General features: G+C 55.6%; 12 protein-coding genes and 1 pseudogene. 4 read left to right on the forward strand and 9 right to left on the reverse strand.

Translation table 11 applies throughout. The features are described from left to right. Nucleotides 1-16: 16 nt before the first annotated feature. Nucleotides 17-1531, reverse strand: coding sequence for an amino acid permease (locus tag IPM59_02765; protein ID MBK9214511.1), 1515 nt, complete (start codon nucleotides 1529-1531; stop codon nucleotides 17-19). A 251-nt stretch (nucleotides 1532-1782) separates the two neighbouring features. Between IPM59_02765 and IPM59_02770 the strand changes: the two genes are divergently transcribed. After that, the gene (locus tag IPM59_02770; GenBank protein MBK9214512.1) at nucleotides 1783-3864 is read left to right on the forward strand and encodes a tetratricopeptide repeat protein; all 2082 of its coding nucleotides are present in this window, start codon (nucleotides 1783-1785) and stop codon (nucleotides 3862-3864) included. Nucleotides 3865-3919: 55 nt separating this feature from the next. Here the strand turns inward: IPM59_02770 and IPM59_02775 are convergent, their stop codons facing one another. Next, nucleotides 3920-7786 (reverse strand): TonB-dependent receptor, encoded by a 3867-nt coding sequence (locus IPM59_02775; protein MBK9214513.1) that lies wholly within the window; start codon nucleotides 7784-7786, stop codon nucleotides 3920-3922. Nucleotides 7787-7942: 156 nt separating this feature from the next. Between IPM59_02775 and IPM59_02780 the strand changes: the two genes are divergently transcribed. Together IPM59_02780 and IPM59_02785 are read left to right on the forward strand one after the other, a co-directional pair. Continuing rightward, complete coding sequence (locus IPM59_02780) at nucleotides 7943-8629, forward strand: response regulator transcription factor (GenBank protein MBK9214514.1); 687 nt, start codon at nucleotides 7943-7945, stop codon at nucleotides 8627-8629. Between the two features lie 56 nt (nucleotides 8630-8685). Next, complete coding sequence (locus IPM59_02785; GenBank protein MBK9214515.1) at nucleotides 8686-9720, forward strand: ATP-binding protein; 1035 nt, start codon at nucleotides 8686-8688, stop codon at nucleotides 9718-9720. Here IPM59_02785 and IPM59_02790 read toward each other — a convergent pair. Then, nucleotides 9674-10882 carry an NADAR family protein gene (locus tag IPM59_02790; GenBank protein MBK9214516.1) on the reverse strand — a complete coding sequence of 403 codons (1209 nt, stop codon included), beginning with the start codon at nucleotides 10880-10882 and terminating at the stop codon, nucleotides 9674-9676. The genes IPM59_02785 and IPM59_02790 overlap by 47 nt on opposite strands. A gap of 79 nt (nucleotides 10883-10961) precedes the next feature. After that, nucleotides 10962-11765 carry a CbbQ/NirQ/NorQ/GpvN family protein gene (locus IPM59_02795; GenBank protein ID MBK9214517.1) on the reverse strand — a complete coding sequence of 268 codons (804 nt, stop codon included), beginning with the start codon at nucleotides 11763-11765 and terminating at the stop codon, nucleotides 10962-10964. 23 nt (nucleotides 11766-11788) lie between these two features. On the opposite strand from IPM59_02795, the gene IPM59_02800 reads away from it, so the two are divergent. Beyond that, nucleotides 11789-12256, forward strand: coding sequence for a GNAT family N-acetyltransferase (locus IPM59_02800; protein MBK9214518.1), 468 nt, complete (start codon nucleotides 11789-11791; stop codon nucleotides 12254-12256). On the opposite strand, the gene IPM59_02805 is transcribed toward IPM59_02800, so the two are convergent. The 5 genes and pseudogenes from IPM59_02805 to topA form a co-directional block, all read right to left on the reverse strand. Continuing rightward, nucleotides 12253-12951: a hypothetical protein gene (locus IPM59_02805; GenBank protein ID MBK9214519.1), complete on the reverse strand. Its 699-nt coding sequence runs from the start codon at nucleotides 12949-12951 to the stop codon at nucleotides 12253-12255. The genes IPM59_02800 and IPM59_02805 overlap by 4 nt on opposite strands. Nucleotides 12952-13004: 53 nt before the next feature. Continuing rightward, nucleotides 13005-14749 (reverse strand): annotated as a pseudogene (locus IPM59_02810) (M20/M25/M40 family metallo-hydrolase). Between the two features lie 133 nt (nucleotides 14750-14882). Next, nucleotides 14883-15575 (reverse strand): outer membrane beta-barrel protein, encoded by a 693-nt coding sequence (locus IPM59_02815; protein ID MBK9214520.1) that lies wholly within the window; start codon nucleotides 15573-15575, stop codon nucleotides 14883-14885. A gap of 167 nt (nucleotides 15576-15742) precedes the next feature. Next, nucleotides 15743-16324: a methyltransferase domain-containing protein gene (locus tag IPM59_02820; protein MBK9214521.1), complete on the reverse strand. Its 582-nt coding sequence runs from the start codon at nucleotides 16322-16324 to the stop codon at nucleotides 15743-15745. Nucleotides 16325-16465: 141 nt separating this feature from the next. Beyond that, nucleotides 16466-19027, reverse strand: coding sequence for a type I DNA topoisomerase (topA, locus tag IPM59_02825; protein ID MBK9214522.1), 2562 nt, complete (start codon nucleotides 19025-19027; stop codon nucleotides 16466-16468). Nucleotides 19028-19061 lie beyond the last annotated feature (34 nt).

Raw genomic sequence — 19061 nt, forward strand, 5'->3', positions numbered from 1 at the left:
GGGTTGATTTAGGTTCTTATTGCTCGGTCGAGTCGTGTCTCCCTGAGACGCTTCTCCAAATAAAGTACACCGGCACGCCCGTCAGGACGATCAAGAGTCCCGGCCATGTCGCGGTCGTCTGATAAATGAAGAGGATCGCGAGAATTACGGTTGCGCCGATAACGTAAAGCGCCGGCACGACCGGATAGCCGTAGGCCTTATACGGGCGTTCGGCGTCGGGTTGTTTCACGCGGAGGACAAAAACCGCGGCGATAGCGAGAATGTAAAAAATCAATGCCGACGAGATAACGTAGGTCAGCAGGTCATTGTAGAGGCTGCCATAGGAACCGTCAGCCTTGACGGTCCTCGGCAGAACATAGAATACCGCCAGGACGCACTGAACAATGATGCCCCATGCCGGGACGTGAAACTTATTCAGCCGGCCGACAGCCTGGAAAAAAAGCCCGTCCTTGGCCATGGCATAATACGCACGCGGCCCCGCAAGTATCAGACCATTATTGCAGCCAAACGTCGATATCATGATGGCAACGGCCATCAATGTCGCCCCAACGCCGGGAAAGATCACCTCGGCTGATGCTGACCCGACACGATCGCTTGCAACCTTTTGAATGTCCTCAAAGCGAAGCGTGACTAGATAGGCAATATTCGCCAACAGGTACAAGACGATCACGCCGCCGGTGCCAAAAAGCAGCGACAACGGCAGATTGCGCTGCGGATCTCTCACCTCACCGGCCGTAAAGGTCACGTTATGCCACGCATCGGCGGAAAAGAGCGAGTTCGTCTGGGCCACGCAGATACCGACAAAGAGACCGAAAGCGACGACCGCCGTGAGGCCGTCACCGACGTCTTGCAGATTGCCCCGGACTGTCCAGAAATCGCTGAAATTAGCCGCCGCGATGTCGCCATGAGATATCAGCCCGACGGCAATGCCCAGCACGATCAGCGCGATGAGCGAGCCGGTCTTGGCAAAAGTAAATGTGTTCTGCACGAGCTTGCCGAGCTTAAGCCCGCGCGTATTCAGCCAGGTCAGGAACACGATCATGACGATCCCGAGGAGCTGGGCCGTCGAGAGCGAAAAGGCGTAACTCGACGAACCGATCCTGACCGGCTCTATCAGGTAGCTAGTCTCAGATATCTGTGGAATAAGGATCCCTGTGAAACGTGCGAATGCGACCGAAACCGCAGCGATCGTGGCTGTGCCGATCACGAGAAAGTGTGTCCAGCCGTAGAGAAAGCCCCAAAACGGGGCATACGCCTCCTTTAGATAGACATACATTCCGCCGGCCTTTGGCATCATCGCCGCCAATTCGCCGTATGAGAGGGCCGCGCCGACCGTCAGCAGTCCCGTGATGAACCAAACGAACAGCAGCCATGCGGGCGAGCCGACCTGACGAGCGATGTCGGCTGAGACAATAAAAATGCCCGACCCGATCATCGATCCGGCGACGATCATCGTCGCATCGAGCAGCCCGAGGCCGCGCACAAATCCTTCGCGTGTGGTTACTTCCGTTTCCGCAGGCTCAGTTGCCATAGGTTCTACATTTCGGCCGGCCTAAACGGCCCTTTAACGGCCGTCGTCCTGAGTTGTTAGCGTTGGCGAGATATTCGTAGGTGATATTATACGTTTATTACGCGATCTGTCGAGTGTGCAAAACGGTTTCGGGTCGGACATCGCGGCCGCCGCCGCCCGTTCAGCGCTTTTGGCGCGCCGGGCAAACGATTCTTCGGCGCAAATCATCATAGAATGGCATTAATAGAAGCATTGGTATCAGGTCAAGAATCATGATCAACCTTATTAGAAAGGGCTTATTTGTTGGCGGCTTCCTCGCCGTGCTCGCCGGCGGTGCGAGCGGCCAGGTCAAGCGGACGTCGTACGATGTCACAAACTATGTGATGGATGTATCGCTCAACCCGGCCGAACGAAAACTCTCGGCAACAGTAGATGTGGCGTTCACGCCACTGGAGGAAGCGCGCGCTGTCGCGTTTGAACTCAACGGTTCGCTCAAGGTCGAATCCGTCACGCGGCAGGACAGAACGATACCATTGATACCGACTGCGACACCGACCGCGAAAAAGACACCTAAACCCGCTCCGACACCGGAGGCAGTAGTAACTTTTGTCCAGGACCAGTCCAACAGTTCGGAACTTGGCCCGCATGTGAGGGTAGACCTCGGCACAGAGGTCGCGGCGGGAACGCCTGTAGTGCTGCGTTTCAAATACAGCGGTATCCTCGACACGCCGCAGGGCGGGCCGTTGCTCAGCAAGAGGCTTGCATGGATCGGCGATAGTCTTGGGTATTTGATGTATGCGGCACGCTGGTTCCCATTTCACGCGTATGCGTCGGATACGGCAACGTCTGACATTACGATCTCGTTGCCCGCGGGCTATCAGGTCGCCGGCAATGGCGAACGGCTGCAGTCCGCCGGCGATGGAAAGGCCCGTTTTGCCCAAGCCGCTCCGGCCCTGACCGGTAATATCTTCTATAGCCGCAACGCGCCCAAAACGCTCAGGTATGGCGATCAGGAACTCCAATTCTACGCTAAGCCCGGAAATGACGAACGTATCGGGGCCTACGGGGAGACGCTGGGCAAAGCCCTGGCGAATTACGCTGGCCGCTTTGGCCAGCCCGCAAGCGGGAAACGTCTCGTCATCGCTCAGATCGACGACGAAAGCCTGGAGTACTATTCGGCACCGGGAATGATCTTTGTCGGTAACCGGCAGTTTGAGGAAGGCCGCGAGGCAACGCTCGACCGGCTGCAGCGAGAGGCGGCATATCAGTGGTGGGGACTGACCGTCGGGCTCAAGACGTTTGACGACGCCTGGCTCTCGCAGGGGCTGGCCGAATATTCGGCGTATTCGCTTCGCGAGGGAGAGACTGACCCGGCCAAGCTCGATGCTCTTCGCCGCGACCTGCTCGAAAGGGCCCTTACCTTCGAGCAGACGGTATCGATCCTGCGTGCGCCGGCCACTCTTGACGACCAGAGCACCGGTTATCAATACATTATGTTTGCGAAGGGAGCATTTGTCTTTAAGCTGCTTCGCGACACGTTGGGCCGGCAGAAATTCGATCAGCTGCTGCGCACATTTTTGCAGGAGTTTCGCGGCAAGAATGCGTCGATCGACGATTTTGAGAAACTAGCGTCGCGCATCGCCGGCCAGCCTATGAGGTACTTCTTTGCCCGCTGGGTCGAATCGACGGGCGTGCCGGAATTTTCGAGCGATTATCAGATCCTGCGAACGCGCGGCGGCAAATTCATTGCCCGCGGCACCGTAAAGCAGAACTACGACAATCTGCACTTGCCGGTCGATGTCGAACTCAGATCGGAGGGCGGCCTCGGCTCAAAGATCGAGACGCTGCAGATGGATGAGGCAAGCGCGGATTTCAGTATCGAGGCGACCGGCAAGCCGCTTGCCGTGATCATCGATCCGGGATACAAGCTGCTCAGGATCTCACCCGACCTGCGTATCTCATCGATCGCCCGCCGCGGGATCGAGCAATTCAAGGAAGGCAATTACCCTGAGGCACAGCAGCAGTTTGAAGAGGCTCTAAAACTCGACCGGTCAAATTCGTGGATCTACTATCACCTCGGCCTGCTATTCCTCGATCAGAGGAATTATGACCTGGCTATCGACAATTTCAAGGCCGCCCAGGGCGGCGACCTTGATCCGGCATGGCTCGCCGTCTGGTCGAACATCAAGATGGGCAACGCCTACGACGCAAAAGGCGACCGCACACGCGCCGTCGCCGCCTACAAACGCGCCGAGGCGACGGCCGATAACTACGACAACGCCCAGGACGCCGCAAAACGCTACATGGCAACGCCGTACGACCCGAAGGAAAAACAGAACCAAGCCGTCAGGTAAAAAAGAGAGGCTTGCCGGTCGCAAGCCCCTCTTATTCGTCCTCTCGTTATTCCGATCAGAACTTGAGCCGTGCCCTGAACTGGCCGACCCTCGGGCCGCCAACCGTGTTTGTCACGACGCCAAAATCAACGGCATCCTGTAGGTCGCTGTTCGGATTCGCAAAGTTGACCGTGTTTAGAATGTTGAACAGATCAAAGCCGAGTTCAAGGCTCATTCGCTCGGTGAGCTTGGTATTCTTCGCCAGGCTGACGTCAAATCGCCGCTGTGAGGGACCGCGGAAGGTGTTGCGCCCGAGGTCGCCAAATCTGCCCATCGGCGATGAAAAACACTGACGATCGATTACGTTGAGGTTGCTGCTGCTCACGCTTCCAACCGCTTGGGATAACGGACAGATCACGTTCGGCCGACCAAACCCGGGCCGATACATTCCACCCGAGCCGCGTGCCAGCCATTGCAGATACTGCAGATCGGTGGCGTTGACGGGCAGCGTCATCTGGCTGACATTTCCGAGCTCGGGCTCGGAAGCGAAGACGGTGAAAGGTGTTCCCGACTGTGCCTGAAAGAAGCCCGACAGACTCCAGCCCTTCACGAACCGGTTGCTTAACCTTCCGGCGGGAATCTCCCATACAAAGTTTGCTGAAAGACGATGCGTCCGGTCAAAATCCGAAAGAGCTCGGTTAGCCTCGAGGTTTCGCGAGTCGCCTTGAGCGATGAAGCCGCTATTTGGCACATCGGGCTTACCACTGCCGGCCGTGCTTCCGGGATCGGTCGACATCACGTCGTGCGATCTTGAGAGCGTGTACGCGACATTGAACTGCAGCCCCCGCGACATACGCTTTGTGAGGCTGAACTGACCACCATGATAGTCTGAATACCCTTTTGACTGGAGCAGCAGAGCCTCAGGCACGTTAAAGCCGAGGATAGGCACACGGGCCTCAAAGTTGATGAACGTGCCGTTCGCGGCCGATAGGTTAAGGTCTGGTCGTCCGGTGGCTGTATTGAGGAAGCCAAATGCGACACCTGTGCCGCGTGCTCTGGCGGTGGAACCAGCATTCAACGGTCCGTTCGGCGCACCGGCGGCGACGTATGCTTGATTGAATCGCTCATAGATATGATCCGGCGTATTCGGATCATTCAGGTCAAACCCCTGATTCAGAGCAGTGGCGATCAAGAGATTCCTGCCCTTTGTTCCGACATAGCGAGCCTCGAACATCAGGTTGTTGGCAAGTTCGTACTGTACACCGACATTCCACTGATGGATCAGCGGTGTCTTAAGGTTACGGTCGACGGCCCGAAACTCAAACGTCTCGGCAATGTTTCCGCGGGTACACCCAACGCCGGTTGCCGGGACGCAACTTGCACCATTCGGTGTTCCGCGCGAATCGACGAATACCGGCGTGTTGTCACGGATCGAATATGTACCGGTGGCGCCCGAACCGCGAACGATGCGGAACGGAAGCCACTGATTCAGCGGGATATTAGTCGGTACGCCCGAGAACGCAGACGGAATCGATACGTTGCCGCTCGGCACGGTGATCTCGACCTCGCGAAGGAATGGATAGTTTGAGAATACTGTGTTGATGAAAGCCGCCGACGGCCTATCGTAAAACATGCCGTATCCGCCTCGGAAGACGAGCTTGTTGGTCGCGGCAAACGCTAATCCAATGCGTGGGGCCAAGTTGTTAGTATCCTGTCCCTTCAGCGTGTGTTTGTTGTTGGTTCGGGCCGTAACGGAGATCGCGCTGTCAACGATCGCGACGTTAGTGCTGGCAACATTGCTGGGTACGATGAAGCCTGGCGACGGATCGTCGCAAAGCGTGTTCGAACCGCCCGTGGCCGTGAAGCAAGGTAGGAACGGTTCAAGGTCAAAGTTTCCGATGCGCCCATTTTTCTCGGTCGGCCACATGAACAGTTCATATCTCAGCCCGACATTCACCGTCAGCTTGCGGCCGATCTTCCAGTCGTCGGTGATATAGAAACCGTAGTCACGGAAGCGAAAGTCCTTGTCCGTAATGCCGTACTGCGTATCGGCCTCGGTCGCGTTTCCGGTCAGGAGCTGGGTGAACGAGTCGAATTTCTCAAACTCGGTCGCCTGTTCCTCTGGCAGATTGGTCTGGAACCTGTGGCTCTTGAATTCGGCCCCAAACTTTAGGTTGTGGTTGCCAAACATCCAATTGGCGTTATTGCCGAAACTGTAGGTTGTTTGCTTCCGCTGGTTGAATGAATCATTCGGGCCGCCGAATGAGAAGTTGGCCAGGTTGTTTCGGCCGGTGTAGTGCCCTAGTCGCGTCGTAGCGACACTGCTGTCGAAGGTAGATGCGGGATTATTGACGCCAATCGATCCGTTGGTGAAATCGCCTGTTGAAAAGTCATCGGTAAGCGAGCGAGTGTTATTCAGCGAGAAGAAGCCAAAACGAACCTCATTAATGAACCTTGGCGAGAAGATGTGCGTGTCGCCAATCGAAAGCGTACGGTTGCGGTCGTTACGCTGAAGTGTGGTTGGTGACGCCAGGCTGTTTGGGTCCGGGAACGAATCGAGGCCCGGGAAGTTTGCGTAAAAGAGTGTTCCGCTAAGCGTGTTATTGCTGGTCAAGTGTGCATCAATACGACCCGTGAACTGATGCTGCGTAAAGAGCGACGGCTGCACACTGACGACCTCGACAAGCGGATTATTGCGTTGCAGCGTTCGCGACGTAATGTTCGGGAACATCCCGTATTGATAGGTGCCGGTTCCAGTCTGATCGACGATATTAAGGTTTCGGAAATTTGAAATACTCGGGATATAGAATCCACCTGTAACGGGGTTCCTGAGGTTTAGGATGCGAAAGGCGACGTCGCTAATGTCGGAAGGTGTTAGGCAATCGGAACCGTTGCATCCGTTGAACTGATTAAAGGCTGCCGCGATTGCGGCCTTGGAACGATCTCTTCCGAGCGCGCTCATCGCGAGCGGCAACACCGTACGTGTCCTTGCGGTCGGCACCAAGCCGGTATGGGCATCGGTATACTGGTAACCGCCAAAGAAGAATACCTTGTCATGTTTGATCGGGCCGCCTACTGTGAAGCCCATCTCAGTCCGATCGGCACGTGGCTTTTCGTTGCCGCTCTGCTTCAGAAAGAACTCATTGGAGTTAAAGGCTTTGTTCTGCAGATAATAGTAGGCCGATCCCGAGAATTCGTTTCCGCCCTGTTTGGTGACAAGCTGGAAGTTTCCGCCGCCGCTGCGTCCCGTGGACGCGTCGTAGAGCGAAGTCTGGAGCTTGACTTCCTGCAGCGTCTCAGGGGCCGGCGAGATATTATCTGTCAGGCTGCCCTCATTGCTTGTGATATTGGTAGCGTCGACGCCATTGAAGAAAAGGCTAGTCGACGTCGTCCGGGCACCGTTGACCGACGGCGAGATATTGCCGTTACCGTTGACACCGACCGGCGAAAGCTCAGACGATACGCCCGACTCGGAACCGAGCAGCCCGGTAAAGCTACGTGTCGAGGTTGGCGTCTTTACAAGCTGTTCGCCCGTGATCTGCCGCGAGATGGCCGCCGATTCTGTCTGAACGAGTGGCTGTTCGGCAAGAACGTTGACAAAGGCGTCTGAGACGCCCACTTCAAGCGTGACATCGATCGAGCGCGTTACCGATGCCTCGACCTCGATATTTGCGTTGGATGCTTTCTTGAAGCCATCCTTCGAGTAGGTCACCGAATATGTGCCAACGGGCAGTACGGTCACCGACCAGCGGCCGTCCTCATCGGTAACGACAGTTCGCGATAAGTTTGTAGCGGTATAGTGGACCATTACCGTCGCCCCTTGGATGACGTCGCCGTTCGGATCTTTGACAGTCCCGGTCAGGCCACCAGCCACTTGTCCGGACGCGATGATGGCCAAACACAACAACATTAGTTTTCCCGTGAATAGTTTGCTTATGATCATAAAATTATTCCTGGACGAAAATCGTCTGAAGGAAGAGACTATCCGAGCATGGTTAATTCCAAGTGACAGGCACATTAACAAATTGTTAAATATGAAATTCAGACTGGGTTGTTTGGTCGCGCAGTATGATCAAATTGTCGTCTTACAGGGCCTAATATGAACCAACGAATACTGATCGTTGAGGACGATCCCGATATCGCGGAGAGTATCGTTTACAACCTCGAGCGTTTCGGGCTACGGACGGCAGTCGCAGAAAGTGGCGAAAAGGGGTTGCGGCTCGCCCTGGACGGCGGATCTCCGCCGGCGCTCATCGTACTCGACCTAATGCTGCCGGGCATGAGCGGCATGGACGTTTGCAAACGCCTGCGCCGCGAGACGCTGACTGAAAAGACACCGATCATCATCCTCACGGCCAAGGCCGCCGAAGCGGACAAGGTACAGGGGCTAGAGTTGGGGGCCGATGATTACATGACCAAGCCGTTCTCGGTGAAAGAACTCGTCGCACGAATTCGGGCGGTAATGCGTCGCTCCGCCGAGCCGGGCGAACCGCAATACGAGGACGAAGGCTTGTCGATCGATTTTGTCGAGATGCGGGTGAATTGCCAGGGGCGCGACATTAAGCTGACACGCAAAGAGTTTGCACTGCTCGAGGCCCTCGCTAAGAATCCCAACGGCCTCGCCCCCAGGCAAAAGCTGCTCGACGACGTTTGGGGTTACAGTTATTACGGTGACACGCGAACGCTCGACGTGCACATTCGCCGGCTGCGTCAAAAGCTCGGTGAGTGCGCCTCGCGGATCGAGACGGTCGTCGGCGTTGGGTATCGGTTTGTCGGAAAGAAATGAGTCCTCGTCCGAAAAGCAATGGAGAAGTTCTCTCTTCGCGCGAGCTGCTACAGCAGATGATCAGCAGCATGCGCGAGGGAATTGTCGTCGTCGGGACGGGCGGCAAGATCTTTGCATCGAACCCCGCCGCGAGACGCCTGCTCGCCGAGGGTGCGGACATTGATTCGCGTAAGATCGACGAGCTCATTGCGGACGAGACGGTCCATTCGGCATTCGCACGTGCCAAATCGCACGGCGAGAGCACCGAGGTAAAGATCGAGATAGAGCGGCGGGGCGACACGCGCATGTACGACCTGCGAACGGCTCCGCTGAGCTTTGCCGAGACGCGCGAGCAGCGATACGCGATCGGCTTCTTTTACGACATCACGCGGCTCGAACGCCTCGAAAAGGTCCGGCAGGAATTCCTATCGAACGTTTCGCACGAGCTCCGAACGCCGCTGACCTCGATCCTCGCCTTTGTCGAGACGCTAAACGACGGCGCACTTGAGGACAAGGAGAATAGCCGCCGATTTCTCGACGTCATCCGCCGCAACGCCGAACGGATGCACCACCTGATCGACGACGTGCTAGAACTTTCGCTGATCGAGGCAGGAAAGGTGACGGTAAATCCAAAGATGACGCAGCTTGCACCGCTGGTCGATGAAGTGTGGTCTTCGCTCGCGGGCCGAGCGCAAAAGCGTGGCGTCACGTTCGAGAACACCGTTCCCGCTACGGCCGCCGTTCACGCGGATTCGCGGCGTATCGAGCAAATACTTATCAATCTCCTGAGCAACGCGATCAAGTTCAATCGCGAGGGCGGCACGATCACGGTTTCGTTCGAAACATCGGGCGACCGAGCCCGCATCCACGTCGCCGACACCGGGGACGGCATCGCCCGCGAACATCTGCCGCGCATTTTCGAACGCTTTTACCGCACAGACACCGCACGCTCGCGCGAGCTCGGCGGTACAGGGCTCGGCCTCGCCATTGTCAAACACCTTGCTCGCCTGCACAACGGCGAGGTTACGGTCACGTCCACCGTCGGCAAAGGCTCGACATTCACGCTCACATTGCCCGCCGCGGCGACTGAGCATCACGCAGCTCCAGCCTAAGCTGCATCCAGATCTCGTAGTATCTCCACTCCGGCGGCGGATTCTCCTCGCCGTGATGATCGGGCTTTAGAATAAGGTCGCCCGTCGCCAGCAGGATGCGTTTGACCTCGGGGTTTTGTTCGAGCTTTGCACGCATCGCGGCGACAATCAGACGGTAATGCTCGCCGGGCGTCTGCGAACGATACGGAAAACGCTTACCGTTGTAGCTCACCCAATCGATGCCGAGCGTTTTCATGTTCTCCTCGGCAAGCGTCCCCGCCTGCTTCGCCTCGAACGCCGTCATCTGTGCGACTTGGTCACGCGTATACTTCCAAATAACTCTCTTGTCCCTCGCTCTCTCGTCCCTCGTCCCTTCCGGATAAAGCATCATCTGCCAAAACCCCTCGACGCTCGCGTATTTTTTGCCGTCCATCTCAAACGGCGTCGCCGCAAAGTTCGACAAGATACCAAGCTCATTGCGCTTCGACAAAATAACCTCGCCCGGCTTCGCTTCATGCGGCAGAATTTCCCACGCTGGTCTGTTGCGATCGTTAACCGAAGCGAACCAGTTCGCAGGATAGTTCTGCGAATCACGTTTCATCCAGGAGATCGAAGGCAACAGCCCATAGCTATATTTCTCTTCATTCGCCTTTCTGTATACGAAGACAAACTTGTCTTGAAAGTCTTGTAGGTCACGCGCTGCCTGTCTATCGTTTTCCATGGACGTACGCATCACGTGCTTTAACTGGTAAAGCCGCTTGTTCACTAGGTACATGTCCACAAAGACAAATAGATCCTTTGTGCGACCTCCGGCATGCTTTCCAACCTCGCCGAACAATTCCTTGCCGTAGTAGTTGTCACACCTCGCTCCATACTGGCTTGCAAAATCACTACAAACCGAATCATAAAACGCGTTTAATGCCTTGTGGTTCCTCTCGACTGTCAGGTCTTGAAAGTCATCGACCGAAAGTTCGTAGAACACGCCTGTTAGTTGTAATGTCCAACGTCTGGAATATGCTTTGCCGAACCGCGTCTCTATTGGGCCCTCGGATTTGATCGGTGGCTCGGGAAAAACCGCGATGAAGTTGAACTCATCTGATACGACAGTCTTATCTGTTAGGCGCTGGCCTTGAATAGCGCCCGCAGCCAGAGCAAACATTAACAGCGTGATTATTCTAGTCACAAAAGTTTGATGCGGACTTAACGAAAATTGATCGTACCTAAGCAAAAAATCGACACGTCCAAACCCCAGCCGAGTAGAGCTAAATAATCGTCGTCACGATCTCGCGGATGCTGCGTTGTAGTTCGCGGTCGTCGGTGATGGGCGAGCAGATGGCGACCTCGGCGGCGGCGATAGGCGAGATACCTTTGGCGATGAGTTGGGCGGCGTAGATGAGGAGGCGTGTCGAGACGCCTTCCTCGAGGCCGTGGCCGCGAAGATTGCGCACCTTTTGACCGATCTTTACGAGGTCTGCGGCGGTTGATTCGTCGATGCCGCCTTCTTTCGCAACTATCTCGGTTTCCGCTTCGGCGTTGGGGTAATCGAATTCAAGTGCGACAAAGCGTTGCCGCGTCGATTGCTTTAGATCTTTGAGGATCGACTGATAGCCGGGATTATAGCTGACGACGAGCATGAATTCGTCGGGCGCGTCGAGCACGGTGCCGCGCTTTTCGATCGGCAGGCGGCGGCGGTCGTCGGTGAGCGGGTGAATGATGACGACGGTGTCTTTGCGCGCCTCGACGACCTCGTCGAGGTACAGAATCGCACCGGCGCGAACGGCCGCTGTCATCGGGCCGTCGTGCCATACGGTCTCTTCGCCCTCGAGCAGAAAGCGGCCGACAAGATCCGTCGAGGAAAGGTCTTCGTGACACGCGACGGTGATGAGCGGGCGGTTCAGGCGATGCGCCATGTATTCGACAAAGCGCGTCTTGCCGCAGCCCGTCGGGCCTTTTAACAATGCCGGTAATTTCGCAGCATACGCCGCCTCGAACAGCTCGACCTCGTCCTTGATCGGCAGGTAAAAGGGCTCAGCTTTGACCTTGTATTTCTCGACCGCAAGTTCCATATCTATTTAGGTATAGTAAAGTGATGCCAGCAATCGTCCAAGCTGAGACTGCGGACCAGATCGCTAGCGCGAGGGGTTTGTTTCGCGAATACGAATCATGGCTCGGCCTCGACCTTTGTTTTCAAGGCTTTGAGGCTGAGTTGGCTGGTTTGCCGGGAAAGTATGCGATGCCTGACGGACGATTGCTTCTCGCGTACTCGGACGGTGAGATTGCCGGCTGTATAGCGATGCGAAATCTCGATGACGGTATTTGCGAGATGAAGCGATTGTTCGTTCGCGAGGGGTTTCGCGGAAAACAGATCGGCGTACAGCTTATCGAACGCCTTATTGCTGACGCCCGAAATATCGGCTATTCAAAGATGCGTCTCGACACTTTCCCGCCCAAGATGGGCAAAGCCGTGAGCCTGTATGAGTCTCACGGCTTTGTGCCGATAGCGCCGTATTACGACAATCCTAACGACGGCGTGCTGTTCATGGAACTCACGCTCTAGGCATACTGTCCGCCGCCAAAGCCGTATTCCGTCGGCGGAGGCGGCGCCATGTTGAGCGGCGTGCCTGCATACGGAAAGACCATCCTGTAAACGAACACCTGACCGATATACATTACAGGTATCGAGATCAGGAACATGCCTATGCAAAGCATGAGCATACCGACAAGCATGATCGGGATCAGAAGAATGAAGTAGAGGATCAGTCCGCCAATGTTGCTCATGGCGGCCCTTGCGCTCAGCTTGATCGCCTCGCCTGCGCCAAGGTCGTGCTCGATGATCAGGGGAACTGCAAATAGAAAGATCGCCCACCATGCGAATGAGAACAGCATGAAGACGACCAGCACCACCACGAAGAGCACTATCATCCCGCTCGATATGGCAAGGTCGCTCCCCGATATCTGGAAGAAGTTTCGGCCGCCACCGTCAATTCCCTTGAGGCCGATCTCCGCAAACTGGGCCGCGTACTGCAAGACCTGCGCGATGATGCCTGGGATCGACTGGATCAGCCCGATGATCATAAGCGGCAGGAACTTCTCAAAGCCCTTGAACATCATGCCAAACTCGACCGGTTCGCCCCGCATGTCGCGCAGGACGACGTAGTAAACGCCGCCCATGATCGGACCCAGAAGGAAGATGTTCAGGCACGGGACGCAGCCCGTCAGCAGCATGGCGATCAGCGAAATGCCAATGTACATGCCGTATTTGGCCTTTAGCGTCTCCCATGCGTTGCTGACGCATTCTCCGGCGCTTATCGCGCCGGAGAGGTATTGAATATGGGTCATAGTATTAACGAACCGCCTTTCGCGGCATCTTCTCGTCCATCATCGCTGTTTGATAGACGAATGAAGCAAGGATGACGGCCATCTGCTTCATATCATCGGCCTGGATCCGATCGAAGACGTCCATATTCGAATGGTGCGTTCGCGTATCATATTCGATCTCATCTTGAATAAACTGAAATCCCGGCAACCCTATCGCGTCAAACGCAAGGTGGTCGGTCCCGCCCGTATTTGACAGCGTCAGCGTGTCGGCGCCCATGTCCTTGAATGGAGCCAGCCATGAGCGGAAGATAGGCCTGACATTCTCATTGCCCTGCATATAAACGCCGCGAACCTTGCCCGTGCCATTATCGATATTGAAGTAGGCCGAGAATTTCTCATAGTCCGGCAGCTTGGTCAACGGAAGCGGGGCCTGGCCCTGCCTGCCGCCGCCAAACATCGGCGTCGTGCCGTCGCCACGGTAGCCAAAGTGCTGTTTGACATACGCCCGTGACCCGAGCAGGCCTTGTTCCTCGCCGGTCCACAGCGCGATGCGGATCGTGCGGCGCGGTTTAAGGCCGAGCGTTTGCAGGATCCGGACCGCTTCCATCATTACAGCGCAGCCTGCGCCGTTGTCAGTCGCGCCGGTGCCGCCGTGCCATGAATCGAGATGCCCGCCCAGCATCACGATCTCGTCCGCCTTGTCCGAGCCCGGGATCTCGGCAATTGTGTTGTAGGCGTTGGGGTCCTCATCCTGATACGCCACGGCGAGGTCGATCGTCATCGTCACCTTTTCGCCGGCATCTATCATTCTGGCAACGCGATTAAAGTGCTCCACGGCCGCGCTGATCTGGATCGGCACTTTGGCGTCCTTGGTACGGACGTTAGGGAACGGCTGGCCCGTTGTCGGCGGGGCATCAGGCGGAACGGCTGCGGCGCCTTGAACAAAGACCGTGCCGCCGTCACCGCGGGCAGAGTCGATAAGGATCGCCGCACCCTCATCCGCCAGGAAACGCATCCGCTTATTATTGAACTGCATCATCTGTGCAAAATTCCCCGGGAAACCGCCGCTCTGCGTGATCGTCGCCGGATCCGGAGCGTCGGCCATGCTGAGCAGTTCCTTATCGCTCGCACGTTCTGCCTGAGGTTCGAAATGCGCTTTCGGCTCGCGGATGTTGCCGAGCATCACGATCTTGCCCTTGAGCTTGCCCTTGTATTGCTCCAACTCGGCTTCGTTTGCCGCCGACATTCTTACCACCTCGCCGGTGAAAGCCGTGCTCGCGGGAGCAGGGGCCGCCGCAGTCTTCTTTTTTGCTTTCTGGTCGACGGCGGGAGCAGGGATCAGCGTATCTGTTCCCGGCGACCACGCCTTAGGATATGAGATCAAGGGAAATGCTGTCGGCCCATCCACCTGGGCCGAATATCGCTTTAGCGTCCAACCACGTCCGAACGGCCCCCACGATTCGAGGTGTGCATTTTGCAGGCCCCATTTAGCAAGCGTATCGCGCGTCCATTCATTAGCGCGTTTTAGGCCGGGGCTGCCGGTCAGTCTCGGGCCGATAACATCGGTCATATAACTCAAGGTCTGCATAACCTGCGAGCGGTTCATGCCTTCGTCCTTGATGCGGTCGATCACGTCCTTTGGTGCGGCGTAGGGCCTGCTCTGCGCCAGAGATACGCTCGGCAGCAGGACCGAAGTCATCAAAAATAGGCCCAAAATACGGCGTTTCAACATAGTATTCTCCTGAATATATTGGAAAGAGATATGACTTACCCTTTGGCAAATGAAAAAGGCTGTCTGAGACTATTATCTCAGACAGCCGCAAAATCTCTAAGCAAAGCGGGCCGTGCCCGCATATTTGCCAATCCTAGTGGATAACGATACCCGCCGAGATACGGAAGTTCTTCTGGGTATGGCTACCAATATCGAAATCGGAATCCGCCTTCATAAAGATCGGATTAAAATCGAACTGGAAGATGCGGATATCGACACGCTTGCCGACATGAACATCAACACCGCCGCCAAAGACCATCGCAAAGCTGTTCTTCGAGAGGCTGTCACTGAACGTGCTGCCGCCCGGGCTGATGCTGCCGCCGCCGCCGGTATATGTTTCCGTGTATTCGACCTTCTGATTAGCTACACCGGCGAGGACGTGGGCAAAGGGACGAACCCTGCCGCCTTCCTTCTTATTGTCCTTGAACTGAAGCCCGCCCAGAAATTGATTCGTCCTGACCTTTAGCCTGAGATCATAGGAACCGCCCTCTGGAATAAAATCACTGAATGAACGCGTCTTGCTGTGCGAAGAAAAATCGAATTTTGCCCCGGCATAGCGATGGAAGTTGCCGGTTAGCGCGGCCTCAAATCCATGCGAGCCAAAACGGTCATCAAAATCCGACTCGAAGCCCTCTACTTTGACCTCCTCGTCCCATCCAATATCCGTATTCAGGTACGAATAGCCGCCAAAAAACTCAACCTTATTTCGCTCATCCTGTCCCATGGCGGACATCGTAAAGAGCGAAAACACCATTGCCGCTAGGGCAATAAAGAAAATCCTTTTCATAATCTTATTCTCCTTCTGATCCAAACGTGTGGGACCATTCGAGGCCTACTCGAATGATCCCAAGAAATTGAAATTGAAACACCCTGCCCCTCAAAAAGCTGACACAGTAACCAAAAAAATACGCCTTCTACGGCGGCGTGTCAAGTTATTTTTCGTCAAAAATCTGACTATACGGTAGACCAGGTCAGCGTGTATGCAGGCGGGACATTTTTTAGTACAAGCGGGCTGCGGCGGGACTTTCCATACCGTGTTTTGAGATATTCGCGTAGCTTGATCGCCGGCGGCAAAAAATAGCCGTGAGCGTACTGAAACAGGCGAAGCTCGCATCCCTCGTCCATGAACCGCGAGATCTCGGTCAGGACGGCCTCGCTTACTTCCTTTGGCAAAGAAACAAAAGGCAAACAGCACACAAGATAACGGACCTTCCCAAGGCCGGAATCCTTATGGATCGTGTAGGCCTCGGCCGCGTTGCCCTGAATGATATTGACGTCAGGGAAGTTTCGGTTCAGTGTCTTTACAAGGTCCGCGTCCAGCTCTATGCCGAGGTATGACTCACGACTAGGTATCACGCCTCGAAGAAACCTCGTTATCGCTCCTGTCCCAACGCCCAACTCGAGAACGATATTATGATCGTCGGGCTCAATGCCATGAAGCATCTCCGCCGCGAGTTCGGGTGAACTGGGCGCAATGGCGCCGACCTTGAGCGGATTCTTGAGAAAAGCCTGTAGGAACTGAAGGTTCTCGTTCATGCAAACTCGTGGCAACGGACCTTTGCAAAGCCCGCCAGCAAATCACACGGCCGGAATGTCGTCTGTCATATTATAATCACAAACCTCGTTTTGGCAATACCGCTCAGCCCAACGTCGGCCTTGCCCGGCAGGTCGCATTATCTAGGCTTTCTTCTTCGCCGGTTTCCGGGTCTGCGTTTTTTTAGCCGAAGGTCTCGCCTTTTTTGAGAACGCTCCCGGCACCTCGGCCTCGATCCGCTTCTTTACCTCTTCCAATGTCAGTGCCGCAGCATCCTCAGCCGTCGCGCGCGTTCCGTCACCTCGCTTGGGAATATTTATTACCTTTTTGCCAAATTTGATTACAGGGCCCCAACGGGCATTCTCGACTGATATCTTTTCGTCTTCCCAGCGGTGTATGTAACGATTTGCTTCCTTTTCGCGCTTTGCATCGATAAGTTCGTTCATCTCGGCCTGCGTCAGGTGATCAAGATCGTAACGCCGCGGCACATTGATGAACATGCCGTCCCACTTAATGAATGGCCCGAAGCGTCCGGAACCCTTTGTGATCGGTTTGCCGTCATACTCGCCAACCGGTGTTTCGGCTTCTTGTTTGGCCTTGATATAGCCGATTGCCATTTCAGTATCGACGACCGCAAGGTCAGTGCCGCGGGGTACGGAGACAAATTCGTCGCCCCATTTTATATAAGGCCCGTATCGGCCCACGCCGGCTGACAATTCTTTGCCCTCGTACGTGCCCATTGTGCTTTGCAGCTTGAACAAGGCTAACGCTTCCTCAAACGTAATGGTCTCAATGCTTTGGCCGGTTGGGACCTTTGCAAATCTCGGTTTCTCTTCCTGATCGACGGTGCCGATCTGGATGATCGGGCCATAGCGGGCCATGCGGGCGATGACCGGTTTGCCGGATTCGGGATCGATGCCCAGTTGCCGCTCCGCTTTTACGCGTTCCGCCCTCTCGATGGTATTGTCGACGTCTCGTTTGAATGGCCCATAAAATTCATCGAGCATCGTGTGCCATTCGAGCTTCCCTTCAGCCACCTCGTCGAATTCTTCTTCGATCCTCGCGGTGAAGCCGTAGTCCATGATGGCGTCAAAATGCTCTTTAAGAAAATCGGTCACCACCAGCCCGAGGTCGGTCGGGAACAGCTTTGCCTTTTCTGCACCCGTGTTCTCGGAATCTTGCGTCTTGCTGATCGATCCGTCTTTCAATATCAGGATCCTGAAAGCCCTCGGAGTGCCTTCCTTATCCCGTTTCTCAACATAGCCGCGTTTTAGGATGGTTGAGATCGTCGGAGCGTATGTGGACGGGCGGCCGATACCTAGCTCCTCGAGTTTCTTGACGAGTGATGCTTCGGTGTATCGCGGCTGAGAGCGGCTGAACCGCTCGGTTGCCCGTAGTTCCACGAGCGGCAGCAACTGGCCTACGGTCATCGGCGGCAACAGGCCTTGTGATGCTTCTTCCTGGTCGTCCTCATCTTTATCCTCTCGATAGACCTTCAGAAACCCGTCAAACTTCAATACCTCGCCCGCGGCCGTAAGCTCTTCTTTATTTGTCGAGATCTCGATCTTGACGGTCGTTTTCTCCAGCTCGGCCTCAGCCATTTGCGATGCGATCGTTCGCTTCCAGATCAGTTCATACAGCCGTCGCCATTCCTCGTCGTTAATGGTGGTCGCCAGGGCATTGGTCGGGCGAATGGCCTCGTGTGCTTCCTGGGCAGCTTCGTTCTTATTCTTGAATTTCCGGGACTGGTGATACCTTTCGCCAAACATATTGTTCACGGCGTGCTTGATGTCGTCCATCGCCGTATCGCTCAGGTTCACGCTGTCGGTGCGCATATAGGTAATATGGCCGTTCTCATACAGCCTCTGGGCTATCTGCATGGTTCGTGCCACGCCGTAGCCCAGTTTTCTCGAAGCTTCCTGCTGCAGCGTAGATGTCGTGAACGGCGGGGCCGGCGAGCGTTTGCCAGGCTTGACACGAATATCGGTCACCGTGTATTCCGCCCCGACACACCCCTGCAAGAACCTTTCCGCATCGTCAGCGCTTTCCTGCTTTCGCCCTTCGGCCTTGAAAGTTACCTTTTTTCCGGTTATGTCATCGGCAGCAAAAAGCCCCTCGATCTTGAAGTGGATTACCTGTTGAAAAGCATTGATCTCGCGTTCGCGATCGGCGATCAGACGGACCGCGACGCTCTGCACGCGGCCAGCGCTGAGGCTATTGTTGCTCGTGCTGATCTTTCGCCACAGCACGGGGCTCAACTCAAATCCGACAATGCGATCCAGCACGCGGCGGGCCTGCTGGGCCATGACGAGGTCCATGTTCACCGTGCGGGGGCTGCGGACAGCCGCTTCAATCGCAGGCTTTGTGATCTCGTGAAACACGATGCGTTTTGTCGATGCCGGATCGAGACCCAACACCTCGCACAGGTGCCAGCTAATGGCCTCGCCCTCACGGTCCTCGTCAGTTGCGAGCCATACTTCGGCGGATCTTTTTGCCAGAGACCTCAGTTCGCTGACGACCTTTTTCTTTTCATCGGGGACAATATAGCGAGGTTCGAAATCGTTTGCGATATCGATACCCATTCCCGCCTTTTCGAGATCGCGGATGTGTCCAAAGCAGCTATTTACCTGAAAATCAGCGCCGAGGATCTTTTCGATGGTTTTGGCTTTTGCGGGGCTCTCAACTATTAAGAGGTTCTTTGACATTCTGAAAAAAATACGCCGGCACAAGTTTCGTACC

Source organism: Chloracidobacterium sp. (assembly GCA_016715795.1).
Classification (GTDB): domain Bacteria; phylum Acidobacteriota; class Blastocatellia; order Pyrinomonadales; family Pyrinomonadaceae; genus OLB17.